Origin of the sequence: Vibrio sp. M250220 (assembly GCF_036533795.1) — a bacterium.
Taxonomy (GTDB): domain Bacteria; phylum Pseudomonadota; class Gammaproteobacteria; order Enterobacterales; family Vibrionaceae; genus Vibrio.
This window is the reverse complement of the sequence record NZ_JATABI010000043.1, coordinates 19,228-38,636: the sequence shown is the minus strand read 5'-3', so window position 1 is coordinate 38,636 and position 19,409 is coordinate 19,228. Positions and strand designations below refer to the sequence as shown.

The following is a 19,409-nucleotide window of genomic DNA, read 5'->3' as shown; positions in this document are numbered from 1 at the left end:
TTACATGAAACAGTAACTCGGAATCATCAATGCAAAGCAATGTGGCAACTATTAAAACGGGTTCGAAACTTTATGGATAACATTTCATCGTTTCCCAGCGGTGGTCATGGAGTACAAAAAGTGAAGCATAATTAGGATCAGCTATTTAGTACCGTTTGTTTAATAACTTTGCGTCCCGCAAAACCAATGCGCGCTTTAGGTTCATCCATGTTGGCATCACCCATAATGACTAAGCTTACCGAGAAACCGCCAAAGGTTTGATCGGTTGACACTGAAATATAAGACAAATAAAACTGTCTGAGAATTCACTTAGCGTTGATACTTATATTGTAAACTCAGAAATGGACGTTTCCGAGTCAAAGCTTTAGCTCCAAACTGATTCTTTCAGGTAGTTGGGTTAAATTTGAGGTAGACGGGTTTGTTGCTCGAGAACATTGACTGCTGACGCAGCCAATGTAGCTTTATGGGCAATGCACCGTAACACTCTAACATGTATAACTAATCAATCGACACTTCAGACTTAGAGTACCCAAACTTGCTTGATACAGTTGGCATGTCAAATAGGGAAATGGATAATGCGTCATCATCAATAACATGGAGATGAGTTAGGTAATAGCTAGATTTAGGAAATAATCTCCAGTTTACGACTTCCTCCGCAATAACCTCATACCTGCCGTCACTAGTGAATAATTTCAGGTCATCACCAACTTCCATCACGGTACCAAATGGTGAAGATTGTGCTTTAAAGTACTTGAGAGTTGACAGCTCAGATTTCGTGTCGACCAGTTCATACTCTTGAGAGTTTTCAATATTACACCAATATAATTTTAAGTCTTGAGTAACGCTGAACAAACCCTTTCCAGAAATCCATGAAGAAACAATCTTTTCACCATTAATTTCTTTGCGCTCTTTAATTTCAGGTCGGGTACTTTTTATAACCTTCACCATGTCCCAGTACTCTCTATCTGTACCGTCAAAGTCTACTTTTTTAGGAATAGATAGATAGGACGCCGTATATTGCCCGTCAATAGTATTTGCTACTAAGTTAGTGCTATGCCATTGGCAGCCTGAACATGGGACATCGATTAACTGATTTATATCTTCTCGGCGTGCATACTTTCTATGTGGGGTGACAGACAGTAAACCAGATTTACCCGCAGCTATCGCTAAGCGATGATGAGAGCTTGTCGCTAACTTAAATGAAACTTCATCATAAATTCTTGTAGAACGTTCAAACTGAGTAACCCTACCATCACCCCAGTCAAAATCGAATGCATCAACACCAAGCTCAGAAGCAACATAAAAGCGATTTTTATAAATGTTGATATCTGAAGGCCAGACATCTAAATTCTTTGAGCAAAGTTCGAGTTCCTTTAGCGACTTTTCTGAAACAGAATATGTGCCACTTAATTCATTTGATATGGAAACAGATCCTCGTGAGTAATTTTCTAGTTGATGCCTCTTAAAAGCATTTAAACCTTTCAAGCTACATTTGAACACATTATCCCAAGAGTACGCTTTAAGACTTAAGTCAGAACTAACAAGAAATAGAACACCAGAATACACAAACGAATCAATAAAATCCCCTTCGATTTCTATCTTAACTTTACTGGTCATTAGAATTGCCCCCACGCCATTTTGTTGCCAATACGCTTACGTATGATTTTTTTATCTACCCAATCAGAAATGGCAGACGTTGGTGGACGATCAACATCTCTTTTCATTGACACAGGAAAACCATGCCACTCACCTTGATTCCCCCAAAATTTTGCAACATATAAGTCGCCAGCAATGTCTTCACCAATCACGCAAAAATCATCGTCAATCGACCATAAACAATTCTTGGGACAAATCCATCCATTGCTTTTCGCTTTATCAAACAGAGCTGTTTCGTCTACTTCGGGTATTCTCCACTGGCTCTTTTGAGTAATCGGCAAACCACCTCTATGTTGAGGGTTCGACTTATAACACACAAAATTCAACTCAACCTCCATAACTCATATCTACTTTGATTGGCATTGCTATAACTTGACTTTAACATTTACAACTAATTGTTTTTCTATACCTAAAAGCGTTCCGTATAGCATGTATGCTCTTTTCTTAAACAACTCCAAAGACTGCTCATCAAGCTGAAACCCATTATTTATTGTGTACGTATTGTCAAGAGTGTGAATCAACTGTTCGTATTTTCTACTTTCCAAATTATGAGCAAGTTCATTTCGTATTTGATTGATTATTTTTATGTGTTTAAAAACAAGGGCGATTTCATCTTGGTAACAAATAGACTTTACTATGGCTAGTTTTTGGGAAAACGTAAGTTCACACTCCAAAGTGGCTTTTGGATAAGGGAAAGTTTTACGGATGATTTTCTCTAGAATGCCTTCAAGTAATATGTGTAGCTTAAGAATAAAACGTTCCGTTTCATTGTCGCTATCTATGGTAAGGTGCTTAACCATGTTACCTATCTCGCGCAACATTTCTTTATCTATTGCGTTTTGACTTCCCTGCATTTCATTGTCCTAGAGTCATATAATTTATCAGTTCACCAAATTAGGAGATTAAACACCTTGTTTTGGTACCTTCTTTAGTATTGCGAAAGCCTGAGTCTTTCGTAAGGTATTGTTTTAAATGGTAACATAATTTTTTCATCACCGAGGTCATAAACACATCAAAATGACTAATTGTTGCACAACGCACTATTGGCATTAGATAATTGCCGTATACTCATCGATATGAATCCGATGGCGATAACTTTCGCCAAAAGAGAAAAAGGCACTTCGTTCTAGAAAGCACCGAGTGAAACGGCTCTGGACAAAAGTGCGCTTGACATTACATACTCGATCTTCCGTATAAGATTAGTAAATGTATTTAGAATGTATCAGCAGCTCCACGCAGCCTGTTGATTCGACCAGTAGCCTTATGGCAGATACCAGTCCACGAGTTCCCTCACATTATCTGGGGAACGAATAACATCAGGCTTAAACAAAATATTTTCTTCAGAGATAGTTTCTACGTACGTTGATATTTCTTTAATCTCTTCTGGGGGAAATCCATACCGCAGCAACAATGTATGAACAGTATCGTTAGTGCCGTACTTTAAAAGCTCTACCATCTTTAACGCCTTGGTGTCTTTAGTATGATTATGATAGATACTAAAAGCTCCGATAAGCACGTCTGATAAGGAAAACGAGATTACCGTATCCAAATAATCGTAGGTATCAAATACGACAGCATCGTAACTCACGTCCTTAGATTTTGTATTTTGAAACAGTGGATATTCATTAAACAACCCACTATCTGGGAGTTTATTCGCAGGCTGGGTGAAGTTAGCATACGAGTTTTGGTTTTTGCCTCTATTTGAAATATAGCTATATCTTATTCCTACAATTTCCTTAAAGCTTCGTCCCTGAATCAAGTGAAAGAATATTTCGATTGCCGTATTAAAGACGTTCTTCTCTCCAGAAAGCAAAGGTCTACCTAGAGATATTTCATAAACAGCCCTTAGGCAGTCTTTTGTGACTAGTCTATTTTCCTTATTGTCCCTTCCAAACAGCTTTGAGCCAAATCCATCTTCATACATAAAATATAAAACGGACTCCATTAGATCTAGCGCTTCTTTCGTTGAAAGCCTATCAACCTTAGTTAAAGGCAGGTTCATTTCCTCATCAAATGTGCCTTCGATTATTGAAGAAATAAGCTCTCTTTCATCATCCAATCCTTCTATATCTTGTTCGAGGAGTGACTCTTCAGATAAAGTAAATGGTGTATTTAAACGCGAAGAAAGTAATATAGGATTCTTTGTATACACATACCCAAAATCAAACACAGCCTCCTTAGACAGTCGTCCACTACGCCCTATCAAGTTTTTGAATGCTAGTGCTTTGTCTTCTTCATCACCACCTTGCATTCTCATATTGTCCAACCAAACAACATCGAATGGCATGTTGATACCTTGGGCTAATGTACTGGTGGCAAAGCAAATCTTAGCATGCCCCTGCCTGATAAATTCTTCAATCAAAAATCTCACTTCAAGAGGTACAGAACCATGATGGATGACCACACCCTTTCTTAGTAAACTAACAAGATTAGAACGATGGTCTTGATCATTAGCTCCAATCAACAATTCAACCTCTTGAATGATTGATGTTGCAGATTCATCTTCAATTACGCCAAATCGGTCGACATACTTCTGAAAATCATCGATAAAGTCCCCTCGATATAATGACGCTTTAGACACAAAAACCAGAACTGTATGAACACCATTGAAAGCAATTTTCTCAAATTTTTCATTCAGTTGGATACTATTCTTTACATGATGACCTTGCTCTTTATACGGTGAAAAATAGTAGTCTTTCTTGTTACTGTGACCAAATACAAATGCTTTACCAACAGTATTATGAGGGTATGACCGAGAATATGCCTGACTCTCGTCTAACGCGTGTTTCTTCATTTGGGCGTCAGGGTTATCTACAAAAGGATGTGCAAATACTAGTTTTGCTTCTGGGTAAGCAACCTTAACTCGCCTAACTAAAACATCAAAAATAACCCCTCTTTCAGCTTCTTCTGATACTTGAGCTTCATCAAAAAAAAATAACGAGATATTCAATTTGTCTTTATGTGAGAAAATTTCTCTTGCGCGCTCAGGGGTAAGAACGAAAATTCTTCTCAACTTTCTGCTTGTGAACACACAATCAACAAAAGAAGAGATCATGACCTGCTTATTGTCCTTAAATCGCTCCCTCAAGGTTGCCATATACTCAGCAATAAGTGCTCGAGATGGAACAACTATTACGCTATCTTCTTCTTGCTCAAAAATGTAATCTCTTAGAGAAAAAGATTTACCTGCACTGGTTGGCGCGGATATTGATGTGTATCGATTTTCTTCTACCGCTAATCGCACACTCGCTTGGACTGGAGTAAGCCATTCACCAAACCTTTTTTTGTTTTCTCTACCAATTCCTGCCAATAAAAAAGAATACAAGTCCGTTGGATTCTCATCTTTATAAAACAATCCAAGAACTGACAGCACCTTAGATTCAAAGCTTTTAAAAACATCAGAATGAAAAAGTTTGTAGTAGGTTAGCGCCTGTATGACTTCACGATCAACTGGGCCATCTTTATGAAGTGTTTCTATTAATTCGCCAATACTGGCTTGCGGGCAAGTATCTTCCTTAATATATGTAATATCTAACATACAACAACCCCAATAACGTAAGCACATTGAACTTTATCAAACAGCCCAGACTCCTGAATACTTTCTATTGCATTATCCATTATTGAATCGTGATCCTTTGAATTTATAGAAAATGCAGCTATGGCACCAAACTTGTCATCGTCCAAATTCTCTATAGATTTTTGGGACGCTAAATTGACTAAATGTGCCCGGTCCCTAAAATGCTTTTCTTCATTAATGAAACCTTCTGCTTGTGGTATTGCTTTACCATGAGGATTTACACTCCCAGAAAATTTTGCTTCACCAAAGTTTATTAGCTGTTCTGTACACTCAGTGTGGAAATCAAAACCTTCATTTTGTTTGAGCTGAGGTTTCCATATCTCGGCGATAGGTAGCGCTATATGATCAAAGATAACTGATAATGAACGAGCTGAACTGATAGAAACCATAACTTCGCCAAACTCAGCACCTAATTGGTGGTCATCAGAAAACTTCTTAAAGATCTCCACTAAAGCATTAGCGGTCTCTCTAGCTGTATACTCATAAGTCCTTCTGGTGCCTTTATCTAGATCAAGCATCCATGAAGAATCAAGCACTGACGAAGTTAGTTTTTCAGAGATCTTGTCTAAATCGGAAACAGCTACAATACATGCTTTTACGTTGCTACTGTCGTGGTAACGAGAATGGGTACATCCCCATTCTTGATCAATTTTGTCCAAATGCATCACCTAACCAATCTATATGAAAGATTGCTTCAAAATTAAAACTACAACCGTCCAAGTGTATCTGTTATGTGTATAGTAGCACTTGTTATTTTATATGAACCCAATAAATAATTGATTTAAATCACGATTCATATCATTAAATGAGCTCATCAATATCACATCTAGGAGCCTTAGCTACTGGAGAGCATCTCCAGAAGCAATGACTAAATAGCTCTGTCAGGTTTGGTCTTTTACCCTTCATTCGCTCTAATGCTGATTGCAACTCATCTAGGGACACTTTCAAGATAGAAAGTGCCGACTGTAACAATTTTGGACAAAAGTTGTTGAGTGGTGTAGCTCAGACTAGTTACCCAAGTACCCTAGTTCTCGATCAGGCATGCGCCCAATTACAGTAGAGTCTCTGTGGCGACTTTCGTTGAGAATTAACTCTTCTATCTCTTTCACTATTCTGAAAGCTAGTTGAGGCACGTTGATACAGACTTCTTGGCTTGGCTTAACTGAGGAAATATAAGTTTTCATAACTGACTCTGATCTCAAATGTGCGCGGCATCTACGAGATACCAGCGCAGCAAACTTGCTCTCGTTTATTAATGCTTCTCCATCTAGGATACCTAGCTCTAGATAAACAGAAAAAACTTTACTAACTACTTCACGCTCGACATTAGATTCGCTGTTATGATGTGCCCTTAAATAAGGGCGTAGGTACTGATTAAACGCCTCTTGCTCGCTCTTTTTAATATTCATCTCGTATTGTTGAGTTATTGGGTCCATTTTTTATTTAAAGAATAGTAAGTTTGAGACGAGCACTTCAAGACCGACTGTGAACTTGTCTGATGATTGGTACAAAACCAAAGTCGATCTCATCTATCAAGCTCTTTAACCTCAACAACGATAGGCGTTTTCCATATCTTCCATATGTCATGCTTTGTTTTGCGTGACCGACGATTTCACAAACCTCATTTTCAGGCAAACCTATAGCCTGAGCAGAATCAACAAACGTATGACGCAAACCGTGCAACGTAGGTCGTTGAGCGCCTGTAAACCCGATAGCTTTTAATACCTTAGTAAAACGCTTACCAAACTGCTCTGACCAACACATGGTTTTGCCATACGGCCGAATATCAAACAACTTATCCTTACGTGCGCAGTAACGATGGTTCACATAACTCAAGAAGCCCATATTGAGTAATTCTTTGTGTAACGGTATATGGCGAATGGACGCTTTGGTTTTAACAGTCTTGCCTTCATCTTCGTTCACGCTAATGCACCAAACACCTTCTCGTTCTTGAACATCTTCGGTACGCAACTGACAGATCTCGCTCACTCGTGCACCAGTGAACAATAGCAGGTACGGGATCCAGTAGTCTTCTAGCTTCTTCTGATAGTTTACTAGTGAATCATTTGTTCCGATTACACCAACAAAGTTGTCATGTGAGAATAGCTTCACTAGCTCTTCCCTACTCCACCTTCTGCGCTGCTCACTAGGGAGCCTAACGTCCTTTTTAACCCTAACATTTTCAAAGGGATTAACAGTCGCGTACTCCATTGCAATCATCCAGCTATAAAACTGCCGAATCGCTGCGAGATAGTCACGAACAGTCTTCGCTGATAACCCTCGACCATAAAGGTTTTTTAGAAATGCACTAGCGTGACGAGGGGTGACAGAATCAGGGCTAACAGTTTGGCTCTCGAAAAAATTATTGATTCTCGAGCTAAGCAAATCAACGTTTTTGGGCTTAACACCTACAAGCTGCTTGTATTCAACAAACTCACTTAATAACACTGAAACTGAAGGGCCTACATTAGAGGTAATGGAACTCGGTTCCATAGATGCTGGCTGGGCCGCACCAGTCAAGCTAGGTGCCAATTCAGCAGATTCCACAAAATCGTTTTTTACTATGGCAGTGATCGTCTCTTTGAATGTCGAGACGAAATCTCTAACGCTTGCATCAGGGATTGTCTCACCGACCATTGAACGTGCAGACTGAAGGAGAACTAAAGATCGATCTATAGCGATGGAGCGTTCCTTGGTCCGCAAGGAAAAACGCACTTCTTTTGGATAGCCAAAGTTAACCCATTGAGAGGGAAAGTAAAAACGAGAATAGTAGGTAGAACTACGATTTCGAAAAATGTACATCGTGACACCTTGTCGTATCAGTGCCAATTGGAATTGCTTAAATTTGATGTAAATCTTTGAAATTATTGAAGAATTTTGGAGCGTACTGCGGGAATCGAACCCGCATCATCAGCTTGGAAGGCTGAGGTAATAGCCATTATACGAAGTACGCTTTGCGTCGAAGACCTAGTTAATATGCCACATCTGACTGAAAAGAAAACCTTTTTTTTGGAGTTTGCGTTCAAGTGGACAGTTAAGCATCAATGTGAGTGGTTTTTCCGCGAATTCTCTCTCTGACGGCAACAAATTAGCCGCCAGATTCAGAAGTTATCCGGGAAAAAATCTCATTGTGAATACTAGGGATAGCAGATCGCGGTGACTCTATCCTTCCCTTCTAACTTTGATTGATACATCAGGTGGTCAGCGTCTGATAGCGTGATGTCACCGTTATTAGACAAATAATGTGCACAGCCTAAACTGACTGAAACTTTGATGCTTGGGTTATCGAGAATAGATAAGTGTCGAATTCTGGCACATAGGCTTTCTGCAATATCCACGACTTTGCCAAACTCCTCACCACACATGACTATTGCAAACTCTTCCCCGCCTATACGACCAATCAAATGTTGCTCAGGGACGATATCGGCGGCGGCATGCGCCACACTTTTAATCACTTCATCACCAGTTTGGTGACCGTAGGTATCATTGATGCTCTTAAAATCATCAATGTCAAAGATCATTACTGAAATTGCCGCTTCACTGGCAAGACGTTGCTTTAACTCTGCAACAAAGTGGCGTCGATTACTTAGCCCTGTCAGTTGGTCTGTTTCAGAAAGTACTTTAAGCTCTCGGTTGGCCTGCTCCAGCGCCTTAGTTTTAACTTTAACCGTAATATTAAGTGTGACGATATAGCCAAAAGTAACTAAACCGATCGCAAGTGCAGATAGCGGTATTAGGTAATCAGGATACACGGTATTGATGTACATCCAGCGATTGAAGATCTTCTGTTTATCTTCAACACCAAACGAGTTGATACCTTGTGAAATTCGTTGTTGTAGCGCTGTATTCCCTTCAGCCACTGCCGCCCTTAACTCGCCAGAATAGAGATGGCGAACCCCAATAAATTTCGGGGCTTTTTGAGATGTGTGGATATAGAAGTTAGCCACTTGTAGGTCTGCAACAAACGCATCAAGATCACCCGAAAACGCAGATTCGATCATCTGTTTGTTATTGGCAAAGCTAACCAGATTGAGATTCGGAAAATGCAGTTTGGTGAACTCTTCCTCATAACCGCCCGCAACAACCCCTACCTTATTGTCGTGCTTAGAGAGCATGAATTCATCTAGACTAGAGCCTATATGCTCTTGACTGATAAAAAGCTGAGTGTCGATAGACATAATGCCAGCGGTAAAGTCTAGGTAGCTGTCTCGTCCTTCGGACCATAGCAAACCCGCATGTACATCTGCACGGCCATCTTTTACCGCTTCGAGTGATGATTGCCAGTCCAACAAAAGAAACTCAACGTCTATATTGTTCTTGTGACCAAACTCCTGCCAATACTCAATCAATATACCGTCAGGCTGACCTTCTTGATTAATAAATGAGAAGGGTTTCCATGCTTTTGAGTTAGCCACAACAAGCTTTTGCGGCGATTCAGCTTGCCCCCAAGAAGTAAAACTCACTAGAACCAATACACTAATAAAAAATCGAAGCACTTCCATCCTTACCATTAAGCTGACTGTTACGACTATTAAGCTATAGACCATATATCGAGGTTGGTATAGATAGTACTTCGATCAATTTCATCAATTATGATTATTGTTAAGTAATTCGCGTCAAATCTCACTAATTCAACAAATTAGCTTATTTTAAACTGTCCCATCTCATTGTTGAGTTCGTTCACTTGAGTCCGAACCTGACTCGATATATCAGAAGAGGAATTGGATATCTTCGCGACGTCCTCAACGGATAAGATGACCTCTTCCATTAAGCTCTGTATTTCGTCGGTCGCTAACGACTGTTGCTGAGCGGAACTCAATAACTCTTTCATCTGTTGGTTAAGCACTTCAATTTGATCCGTGGTTGAGTTGAGTGTCCCATACGCCAGTTCGGTATGTTCCGCACCTTCGCGAGCTAAATCCTTACTCTTGTCAATTTCGTTGACAACGGCTCTCGTCGAAGTTTGGATCGCGTTAACGATGTTGTTGATTTCTGTAGTCGATTCTGTGGTGCGCATAGCGAGTAATCGAACTTCGTCGGCAACCACAGCAAAACCTCGACCATATTCCCCTGCCCTTGCAGCTTCAATCGCCGCATTTAGCGCGAGCAAATTCGTTTGTTCCGCTAAACCTTCAATCACCTCGGTAACCCGGCCAATCGCTTCACTTTCTTTGCTGAGCTCATCCACCTGGTCACTCGCTTTTTCTATTGTTGTGTGCAACAAACCTACAGTATTTTTATTGAGATCCAACGCTTGTGAACCACGTTCGATCTGTTGTTTCGATTCAAGCAAATTAGTCACCGACTGCTCTGCTTGTATTGCAGTGTCGTTGGCAGACTGGCTCACGTCACTCACTTGCTGGCCAACTAGTGCCATAGTCGCCTTCTGACGTTCGACCTGAGAAACCGTCGCTTCGTTGGCGTCGAGCAATGACTTCATACTATCGCTGACGGTGTTCGCTTTAGTCGTGACACCTTTTACTATACTGGCGAGCTCATCATTCATTCGATTGATCGAATGCATCAAACTGGCCAGCTCGTCGCTACCTTCAATTTCTAGCAAAGCTTGAGATACATCACCATCAGCGATGGACTCGGCACGTTTGGACACAATCGACACACGACGACCGATGTTTTTGCCCATGAGGTGGGCAGTCGTTACCGATACGATCACGACCAGAGCAATCGAGCCAACCAGCAAACGAATTACATTCGTGACTGAGCTAAAGATCCCTTGCCCACTCGCATCAGCTTGAGCTTGCTGCTGGTTGATCACCGCCTCGAGGCTAGCATCAAGTTGCTGTACAGCAGGAACCAGCTCGTTTGCCATCTTCTGATTTGCGATGTTCCAGTCGTTCGATTTACGAAGATTCACTACCTGATCCGCTAAGGGAAAATAGAGCTGTTGCATCTCTTTGAACAGTGACCATAGTCCTTGGTCACTGCTTGATAGCAAATCGGTCTTAGACTCGATTTCTTCTACAGATTTGGCGTGGATGCTTAGAAATTCTTGGTACTTGTCGAGATGGTCTTGGCTACCGTATTGAAGAAAATCTCGCATTGATGAAAGCGCGTTTGCTAACGAGGTATAGCTATCTGCATAGAGCCTGAATAGACGCTTACGCTCTCCACCCTCTTTATTCCCTGCTTCGTCATTGATTAAACCTTGCAGTTGATCGAGTGCGACCTCTGCGATAGGGGCGGCTTCAAAGATGAACAGTGAGTGAGCAGGAAGGTTTTCATCGCTATGGCTGAGCTCGGCGATTTCATTCAATGATTTGGTTACCACTATCCATTGTGACAAAACTCTTTGGTAGCTCTCTGCAACTAACAGAGTTTCTAATTGGGGGAGCGCTTCATCAACCTTGAGTATCGCTTGGGCCAAGTTGTCTCTCTGCTCAGCCCCCGTCATTTCATCCCCTCCAAGCAGCATGTACGCTCGCAGAGAAGAGACTGTAGCTTGAATAGATTGCTGAATGGAACGACCGGCATCTACGGTCGGCAGATCACTCTCTAGCAACGAACGAGTCTGCGTATCGACAGTATTAATGCTGCGGAAGATTAAAAATGCGGAAACGATAAAAAGTACTGCAAGTGACAGAAAACTTAGCTGTAACTTCCCTGATATTGTGAGTTTCATCCATTAACTCCTATAGTAAGTTCAATGCTTACTATAGCGTCTTGCTCAATGTTGTTAAATAAATGTGTATCAATAAATTAAACTTTTGTATTAACCGGTCGGTAAGTGCAAAAAAAAGTCCCCGCTAAGCGAGGACTTCGAAACACGATATAACAGGGCTATTAAATATTTGCCGCTGCTACGTAATTCGTTAGCTCATCATTAGAGACTGTCGTAATGTACTGGTCATCTAGGTAGAAGGCTACGCTATCTTGCGACTTTTCACCACGAAGTACTTGTTGAGTACCATCAATGTATGAAATGTCCATCTGCATTGTGTTTTCGTCGATTTGCTGCATCGTTGCTTTTTCGATGTTTGCGTTGTTCGACAAAGGGACATCTTTAAGTGAGCTGTCTAAATGGCCATTCACTTTGATGTAGTTTTTGGTCGAAGTGTCTACTACCGCTGGTGATTTACCAGAAATTGGGTTGGTACCTGTCCAAAACTCAATCGCGTTGAAGACGAATAGATCGACAGTACCAGCGATACCATAGACAGGTGAAAGAAGCAGGAACATACCTTCACGACCGTAGCGGTTATCTACCACTTCTAGGTTGAATTTTGACACAAGACCCGTCGTCGCCATTTGTCCCATACAACCAGTAAGAGAAGAAACACCTAAGCCTACTACAATAGCCATTTTTAATACGTTAGTTTTCATATATACCACCACTTAATCAAGAAGGCGCGCATCGTACTCTTGTTTTCGGCTAAATCAATCCATCACAATAGACATTTGACACAAATTTACTATGTTAACCTTTTGTTTTAAATAGGTTATTTCCTACAACACAATCTATATAGTGTTTTGGCAATACCCAATCCGCCCTCTATAGCGATCGCGCTGCTCAGATTTAGACTCGATAACATTTTGTTTCAGAATCCAGTACAAATAATCTGCAAAATCGGGGGTTAGCCTCATCTACCACTGTTCAAATAGTAATCAGACAGTTTTATATATTCGCCCAAACCGCAAAATATCCGACCAAAATAGTCAATTATATCTTTATATAAAATCCATATTTTTCACCAAAAGCAGTGAATAAGTTCAAAATCAGCCTAACTGGTTAGTAAAAATCAGAATTGTTTGCTAGATCAACTTTTCCGTCAAAGATGTTGCGTGCTTATTTATTAAATGAATAATAGGCAACGTTACACAAATGTAACAAAACACAATATAAGTATTATATATAAAAACACCCATTTCACAGGCAGGAAAAGCATGACAAAGCGTATTTCGCTAGCCATATTGGCGAGTATATTTGCAGGTAGCGCTGCAGCATCCAACTTGGATGACAAAATCAACGAAGTCGTTGCACCTATCGTTAACCCTTTTGTAGGAATGATCTTCTCGACTATTCCGTTCCCTTTTAGTGACGTACAGGTGCCGTGGATTGTTCTTTGGTTAGTTGTTGCAGCAACTTTCTTCACAGTCTACTTAGGCTTCATTAACGTGCGTGGTTTTAAACACGCTATCGACTTGGTATCTGGTAAGTTCTCAGATCCAAAATCAAAAGAAGAGGGTGAGGTTTCTCACTTCCAAGCACTGACAACGGCTCTTTCGGGCACTGTTGGTTTAGGTAACATCGCTGGTGTTGCTGTAGCTGTGTCTATCGGTGGCGCTGGTGCGACATTCTGGATGATCCTTGCAGGTCTACTTGGTATGTCGAGCAAGTTTGTAGAGTGTGCACTTGGTGTTAAATACCGTAACACAAACCCAGACGGTTCTGTTTCTGGTGGTCCAATGTACTACCTGAGCAAAGGTCTGGCTAAACGCGGTAACGCTGCATTCGGTCGTACTCTGGCAGTTCTGTTCTCTGTTTTCGCAATCGGTGGTTCACTTGGTGGCGGTAACATGTTCCAGGCTAACCAGGCATTCAAGCAGGTTGTTGGTGTAACGGGTGGCGATGCTTCATTCTTCGCAGATAAAGGTTGGTTGTTCGGCCTAATCCTCGCTGTGGTCGTTGGTATCGTAATCATCGGTGGTATTAAGTCTATCGCTAAAGTCACTGAGAAGGTTGTTCCATTCATGGCAACCATCTACGTTGGTGCTGCTATCATCATTATCTTGATGAACTTTGATCGCATCGATGACGCATTCTCAGCAATCTTTAACGGCGCATTCACTGGTGAAGGTATTGCTGGTGGTGTAATCGGTGTTCTAATTCAAGGCTTCAAACGTGCGGCGTTCTCGAACGAAGCGGGTGTTGGTTCGGCGGCTATCGCTCACTCAGCGGTAAAAACAAAAGAACCAATGTCAGAAGGCTTTGTGTCGTTACTAGAACCTTTCATTGATACGGTTGTTATCTGTACTATGACTGCACTGGTTATCATCATCACAGGTTACCTGGACACAGATACTGGTCTGGCAGGTGTTGAACTAACTTCAGCGGCATTCGGTAGTGCTATCAGCTGGTTCCCATACCTACTTGCTGTAGCAGTAATCCTATTTGCTTTCTCTACGATGATCTCTTGGTCTTACTACGGTCTGAAAGCTTGGACTTACCTATTCGGTGAGAGCAAAACTGCAGAAATCATCTTCAAAGTTAAGTTCTGTATCTTTGTTGTCATTGGTGCGGCAATGAACCTTGGTCCAGTTATCGACTTCTCAGATGCAATGATCTTCGCAATGGCACTAGTGAACATTGTTGGTCTTTACATCCTTGTACCTGAAGTTAAACGCGACCTGGCTGATTACCTAGAACGTTTCAACGCTGGTAAAGTTTACAAAGTACAGCAGAAGCAAAACCTAACTGAGCAACCAGAGTAATCAGATACTCAATTGCTTAAGTGCTACAAACAGCAGGCTCAGGCCTGCTGTTTTTCGTTTATCTGGCCATCAAATCAAATTATTTCTTTATCTAAACTTGCAAACCAATCTCCTACAGCCGATTCAATCACAAGTATAAAAGTCCAGTTTTTGCCCCCTACTTTGTTAACAAACGCTATTTTTCCCCATCAAATTGCAAACTGTAAGCCCTGCTTTACTACATGATAATCACTCTCAATATGCGAGTTTTAACATCTTTGTTACACTTACCTTAATGAGTAATGGTTGAACTTGATCGCTATTTTCCTTTGAGTTTGTAGCTTAAAAGTACGTAGCTAGCGCTTTCATCAGCAGGTTGTTTTAACCGTTACCGATAAGTTGTATGAAATTTAAGTATCTATCTGGACTCCGAAATACCGAAACATGGTTGGGAGTCAGACAAGGTTACTCATAAGTGCGATCCACCTCTGAGTAACAAAAAGGAGATAGTAATGAATGTTCAGACACTACCCATGTTACGCTTCATCGATCACGAAGGTAACGCGGTCAACCAACTTCCCGCATGGGCAGACTTAGCGACCCTAACCGATTTTTATAAAGATATGCTGCTCACCCGAACTTATGACAATAAAGCGGTGGCGCTGCAACGGACGGGGAAACTGGGGACTTACCCTTCCCATCTGGGTTCTGAGGCTTATGGTGTGGCAATTGGCCATGCGATGCATCCAAGAGATGTCTTTATTCCCTATTATCGCGATATGCCCGCAATGTGGGCACGAGGCATCGCGATGGAAAAGAACCTTCAATATTGGGGAGGCGATGAACGAGGCAGTGACTTTCATGTTGCGCCCCAAAGTGATACCCCAGAACCATGCCATGACTTACCTTTCTGCGTACCTATTGCGACTCAGTGCACCCATGCTGTTGGTGTTGCGGCAGCGCTGAAAATAGACAATCAACACCACGCAGCCCTCGTCACCTGTGGCGATGGCGCGACTTCGAAAGGTGATTTTCTTGAAAGCATCAATTGCGCTGGTGCTTGGAACCTGCCACTTGTGTTCGTCGTGAACAATAATCAATGGGCGATATCTGTCCCCCGTGCGCTGCAATGTGCCGCTGATTTTCTCTCTGATAAAGCGCAAGGAGCTGGGATCCGTGGAATTACCGTCGATGGGAACGATGTTGTTGCTGTGCATGACACGGTTCTAGCGGCGTTAGATCGCGCTCGCAAAGGTAAGGGAGCGACACTAATCGAAGCCGTCAGTTACCGACTTAGTGATCATACCACCGCCGATGATGCGACGCGTTACCGGAGCAGTGACGAACTGAACCAAGCCTGGCTATATGAACCTGTTAAACGTCTCAAGACCTATCTAACTAGCCATGGCGCATGGAACGATAACCTTGAACAGGAGTGGCTCGTCTCGTGCAAACAACAAGTCGAATTAGCAGTCGAACATTACCTATCTCTGCCACCTCAAGCGCCTGAAACTGCGTTTGATTTTCTTTATGAGCAAGCCCCCGTCGAACTGAATCAACAACGCGATGAGCTAATAAATAAAGCAATGCGCATGCAAGGAGGTAAACATGGCTGAACTCACCCTAGTCGAAGCAGTTAACCTTGCACTGCACTATGAAATGAGCCACGACTCTAGCGTAGTGGTTCTGGGCGAAGACGTCGGTGATAACGGCGGTGTATTCCGTGCCACCGTTGGCTTAAAAGAAAAATTCGGTCTTCGTCGTGTGATTGATTCCCCGCTTGCTGAAGCGCTTATTGGAGGTGTCTCAGTTGGCATGGCGAGTCAGGGCTTGCGACCCGTTGCAGAATTCCAGTTCCAAGGGTTTGTCTTTCCTGCGTTGGAGCACCTTATGTGTCACGCGGCTCGCATGAGAAATCGAACACGTGGTCGCCTAACCTGTCCCGCCGTATTTAGGGCACCGTTTGGCGGTGGTATTCACGCTCCGGAACATCACTCTGAAAGTGTTGAAGCCCTGTTTGCTCACACTGCTGGGTTTAAAGTTGTCATCCCTTCTTCCCCACAACGCGCATATGGATTGCTATTAGCGGCGATTAGAAGCAACGATCCCGTTATGTTTTTCGAGCCAAAACGCATCTATCGCACTGTCAAATCTGATGTGATTGATAATGGAAAAGCGCTTCCCCTAGATACTTGCTTTACTCTGCGTAGAGGCAGAGACATTACTTTAGTGACATGGGGCGCTTGCGTTGTTGAGTCATTGCAAGCGGCGCAAACCTTATCCTCGCAAGGAATTGAAGCGGAAGTCATTGATCTCGCCTCCATCAAACCTATTGATATGGATACCATACTATCATCGTTAGAAAAAACTGGCCGATTGCTCATTGTGCATGAGGCCAGCAAAACGTGTGGCGTTGGAGCGGAGATTCTTGCTCGCACCGCGGAAAAAGCGATGTGTCTACTAAAAGCACCACCTAAACGTGTCACGGGATTCGATACCATCATGCCTTACTACCGTAACGAAGACTATTTTATGATTCATGAGCAAGACATCGTCTTAGCTGCACGTGAGCTTGTGGAGGGTTGGAAATGAAAACGTTTTTATTACCAGATCTGGGCGAAGGTCTAGCAGAATCCGAAATTGTCGAATGGCACATTAATGTTGGCGATTCGGTCGAGCTAGATCAAGTGGTGCTTACCGTTGAAACAGCAAAGGCGGTGGTGGAAGTACCAGCCCCCTACTCAGGCGTTGTGGTCAGTCGCCATGGTGAAGCGGGTGATGTGATAAACATCGGTGCACTGTTGCTCGAAATTGAAGAGCAACCTGAGTTAGTTGGCACCGTTGCGTCAAAACAGAAGCAACAAGACGCGGCCACTGTGGTTGGTAATGTATCGCAAACTACACACCATGTAGACGTTGACGATTTTTGGATCGGCAGCACTCACAGCCCTTCCACAGACGGACTGGTTACGGCGCTACCTTCAACACGCCTGCTGGCTAAAAAGCTCGGCGTAGACTTAAACACCGTCAGCGGTACCGGGCCGAACGGAATAATCACCGACAATGACATTTATGCCGAAGCGCGTAAGCAGAGTCCTGGCACTGAAGTGTTAAAAGGTGCACGTAGAACCATGGTGTCAACCATGTCTGAGTCGCATCACAGTGTCGCGGCAGTGACGATTACCGAAGAAGCGTCTCTGGCAAATTGGACAGCAGCGGAGGATATATCAGGGCGATTGATTCGTGCCATTGTCTATGCCTGTCAGGAAGAACCGGCTCTGAATGCGTGGTTCGACGCAGAAACCATGACCCGCTGTGTCCATAGCCGAGTCAATATCGGTATTGCGGTTGACAGCAGTCACGGGCTCTACGTCCCCGTGTTGAAACACGCTGAGAGTTATGACGATAACGACATCCGAACATGGTTAAACGAAACCGTCCAAGGAATTAGAGAACGTAAAATTGGCCGAGACAGTTTACAGCATGCAACCATCACCCTCTCTAATTTTGGTGCCATTGCTGGCATTTTCGCCACGCCCGTTGTCTCACCACCTCAGGTCGCGATTGTTGGTGCTGGGCGTATCATCGAACGAGTGGTGATAAAAGATGGCGTTCCAGTTGCGGTTAAAGTCATGCCGCTATCGATTACTTTTGACCACCGTGCATGTACAGGCGGCGAAGCAGCAAGATTCACCAAGAAACTGGTCGAGCATTTGCAAAGTTAAACCATTAACTAACGCCGAATCTTTCGATTCGGCGTTTTTTTTGGTTAAGCATTCGAATTAAGCGTCTATCTTTTCTATCAGTTCCGGTAATAGAGTAAACAAGTCCCCCACCAGCCCATAATCCGCAATTTCGAAAATTGGTGCATCAGGGTCGCTGTTAATCGCAACAATCACCTTGGAGTCTTTCATACCTGCTAAATGCTGTATCGCCCCCGAAATGCCCACTGCAATATAGAGACGCGGTGCGACAATTTTGCCCGTCTGACCGACCTGTAAATCGTTAGTAACAAAACCCGCATCAACAGCCGCTCGTGAGGCTCCTATCGCCCCACCAAGCTTATCAGCCAAAGCTTCTACCATGGCAAAATTTTCCTTGCTGCCGACACCACGCCCACCAGAAACCACCACATCCGCATTGGATAATTCTGGGCGTTCACTTTGAATGTTGTCTCGGCTGATAAGCTCTGTTCCCTGACAATCTATCGTTAGGTTTAGATGCACAATTTTGACCGTGTTTGCCCCCTGAAGGGATATTTTTTCAAACGCAGTGCTTCTCACCGTCATGACTTTTAGATCATCATGGCTTTGTACTCGCGCTAACGCATTACCTGCGTATATCGGGCGCACTATCGTATCGCCACTTTCAATAGCAACCACGTCAGACATCATTCCAACCCCGAGCAGAGCCGCGATCCGAGGCATTATGTCTTTGCCAAAGCTCGACGACGAACAGAGCAAATAGCCATATTCAGAGGCACGACTCATCACCAATTGTGCGAGATTTTCACTTAGCTGGGATTGATACACTGGGCTATCTGCCACTAACAACTCGTCGATTCCTTCACAACCACTGAGTTGATTACAAATCTCATCACAAGGGTTACCCGCCACCAATACGCTGAGTTTTGCGCCGGAAGAAAATCCTTTTAATTGCATCGCAGCAGTCAACACAGATAATGTCGCCGCCGAGATCGTCTTATGATCATGCTCTGCGATAACTAAAATATTGGCTTCGCTCATCA

Annotated in this window: 15 protein-coding genes, 1 tRNA gene and 2 pseudogenes; 5 read left to right on the top strand and 13 right to left on the bottom strand. The window is 42.8% G+C overall.

Features of this window, described 5'->3' with window-relative positions:
* Positions 1-135 (top strand): annotated as a pseudogene (locus tag QTN94_RS14840) (IS630 family transposase); the annotation flags it as partial.
* A 14-nt stretch (positions 136-149) separates the two neighbouring features.
* Here the strand turns inward: QTN94_RS14840 and QTN94_RS14835 are convergent.
* From QTN94_RS14835 to QTN94_RS14780, 12 genes and pseudogenes are all read right to left on the bottom strand, one after another.
* A pseudogene (locus QTN94_RS14835) lies at positions 150-287 on the bottom strand (acetyl-CoA carboxylase subunit beta); the annotation flags it as partial.
* 211 nt (positions 288-498) lie between these two features.
* On the bottom strand, positions 499-1,617 hold the full coding sequence (locus QTN94_RS14830; RefSeq protein WP_331428110.1) for a hypothetical protein: 1,119 nt from the start codon (positions 1,615-1,617) through the stop codon (positions 499-501).
* On the bottom strand, positions 1,617-1,937 hold the full coding sequence (locus QTN94_RS14825; RefSeq protein ID WP_331428109.1) for a hypothetical protein: 321 nt from the start codon (positions 1,935-1,937) through the stop codon (positions 1,617-1,619). Before QTN94_RS14825 ends, QTN94_RS14830 begins: the two co-directional genes overlap by 1 nt.
* A gap of 84 nt (positions 1,938-2,021) precedes the next feature.
* Positions 2,022-2,510, bottom strand: coding sequence for a hypothetical protein (locus tag QTN94_RS14820; protein ID WP_331428108.1), 489 nt, complete (start codon positions 2,508-2,510; stop codon positions 2,022-2,024).
* A gap of 407 nt (positions 2,511-2,917) precedes the next feature.
* Positions 2,918-5,194, bottom strand: a complete 2,277-nt coding sequence (locus tag QTN94_RS14815) for a DEAD/DEAH box helicase (RefSeq protein WP_331428107.1) — start codon at positions 5,192-5,194, stop codon at positions 2,918-2,920.
* A complete protein-coding gene (locus QTN94_RS14810) occupies positions 5,188-5,892 on the bottom strand; it encodes a hypothetical protein (RefSeq protein WP_331428105.1) in 705 nt (234 codons plus the stop codon). Before QTN94_RS14810 ends, QTN94_RS14815 begins: the two co-directional genes overlap by 7 nt.
* Before the next feature lie 348 nt (positions 5,893-6,240).
* On the bottom strand, positions 6,241-6,669 hold the full coding sequence (locus QTN94_RS14805) for a hypothetical protein (RefSeq protein ID WP_331428104.1): 429 nt from the start codon (positions 6,667-6,669) through the stop codon (positions 6,241-6,243).
* Between the two features lie 37 nt (positions 6,670-6,706).
* On the bottom strand, positions 6,707-8,035 hold the full coding sequence (locus tag QTN94_RS14800) for a tyrosine-type recombinase/integrase (protein WP_331428103.1): 1,329 nt from the start codon (positions 8,033-8,035) through the stop codon (positions 6,707-6,709).
* A 76-nt stretch (positions 8,036-8,111) separates the two neighbouring features.
* A tRNA-Gly gene (locus QTN94_RS14795) sits at positions 8,112-8,186 on the bottom strand.
* Positions 8,187-8,370: 184 nt separating this feature from the next.
* Positions 8,371-9,735 carry a transporter substrate-binding domain-containing diguanylate cyclase gene (locus tag QTN94_RS14790; protein WP_443088796.1) on the bottom strand — a complete coding sequence of 455 codons (1,365 nt, stop codon included), beginning with the start codon at positions 9,733-9,735 and terminating at the stop codon, positions 8,371-8,373.
* 137 nt (positions 9,736-9,872) lie between these two features.
* Positions 9,873-11,873 carry a HAMP domain-containing methyl-accepting chemotaxis protein gene (locus QTN94_RS14785; protein WP_331428101.1) on the bottom strand — a complete coding sequence of 667 codons (2,001 nt, stop codon included), beginning with the start codon at positions 11,871-11,873 and terminating at the stop codon, positions 9,873-9,875.
* A gap of 161 nt (positions 11,874-12,034) precedes the next feature.
* On the bottom strand, positions 12,035-12,574 hold the full coding sequence (locus QTN94_RS14780; protein ID WP_331428100.1) for a DUF3332 domain-containing protein: 540 nt from the start codon (positions 12,572-12,574) through the stop codon (positions 12,035-12,037).
* Positions 12,575-13,135: 561 nt separating this feature from the next.
* On the opposite strand from QTN94_RS14780, the gene QTN94_RS14775 reads away from it, so the two are divergent.
* The 4 genes from QTN94_RS14775 to QTN94_RS14760 all read left to right on the top strand — a co-directional run bounded on the left by QTN94_RS14775 (position 13,136) and on the right by QTN94_RS14760 (position 18,387).
* A complete protein-coding gene (locus QTN94_RS14775; RefSeq protein ID WP_331428099.1) occupies positions 13,136-14,683 on the top strand; it encodes an alanine/glycine:cation symporter family protein in 1,548 nt (515 codons plus the stop codon).
* A gap of 491 nt (positions 14,684-15,174) precedes the next feature.
* Positions 15,175-16,278, top strand: coding sequence for a pyruvate dehydrogenase (acetyl-transferring) E1 component subunit alpha (pdhA, locus tag QTN94_RS14770; RefSeq protein WP_331428098.1), 1,104 nt, complete (start codon positions 15,175-15,177; stop codon positions 16,276-16,278).
* Entirely contained in the window at positions 16,271-17,254 is a 984-nt protein-coding gene (locus QTN94_RS14765) for an alpha-ketoacid dehydrogenase subunit beta (protein ID WP_331428097.1), read from the top strand. Before pdhA ends, QTN94_RS14765 begins: the two co-directional genes overlap by 8 nt.
* Entirely contained in the window at positions 17,251-18,387 is a 1,137-nt protein-coding gene (locus QTN94_RS14760) for a dihydrolipoamide acetyltransferase family protein (RefSeq protein ID WP_331428096.1), read from the top strand. Before QTN94_RS14765 ends, QTN94_RS14760 begins: the two co-directional genes overlap by 4 nt.
* Positions 18,388-18,444: 57 nt before the next feature.
* On the opposite strand, the gene QTN94_RS14755 is transcribed toward QTN94_RS14760, so the two are convergent.
* A complete protein-coding gene (locus QTN94_RS14755) occupies positions 18,445-19,407 on the bottom strand; it encodes an electron transfer flavoprotein subunit alpha/FixB family protein (RefSeq protein ID WP_331428095.1) in 963 nt (320 codons plus the stop codon).
* Between the last annotated feature and the right edge of the window lie 2 nt (positions 19,408-19,409).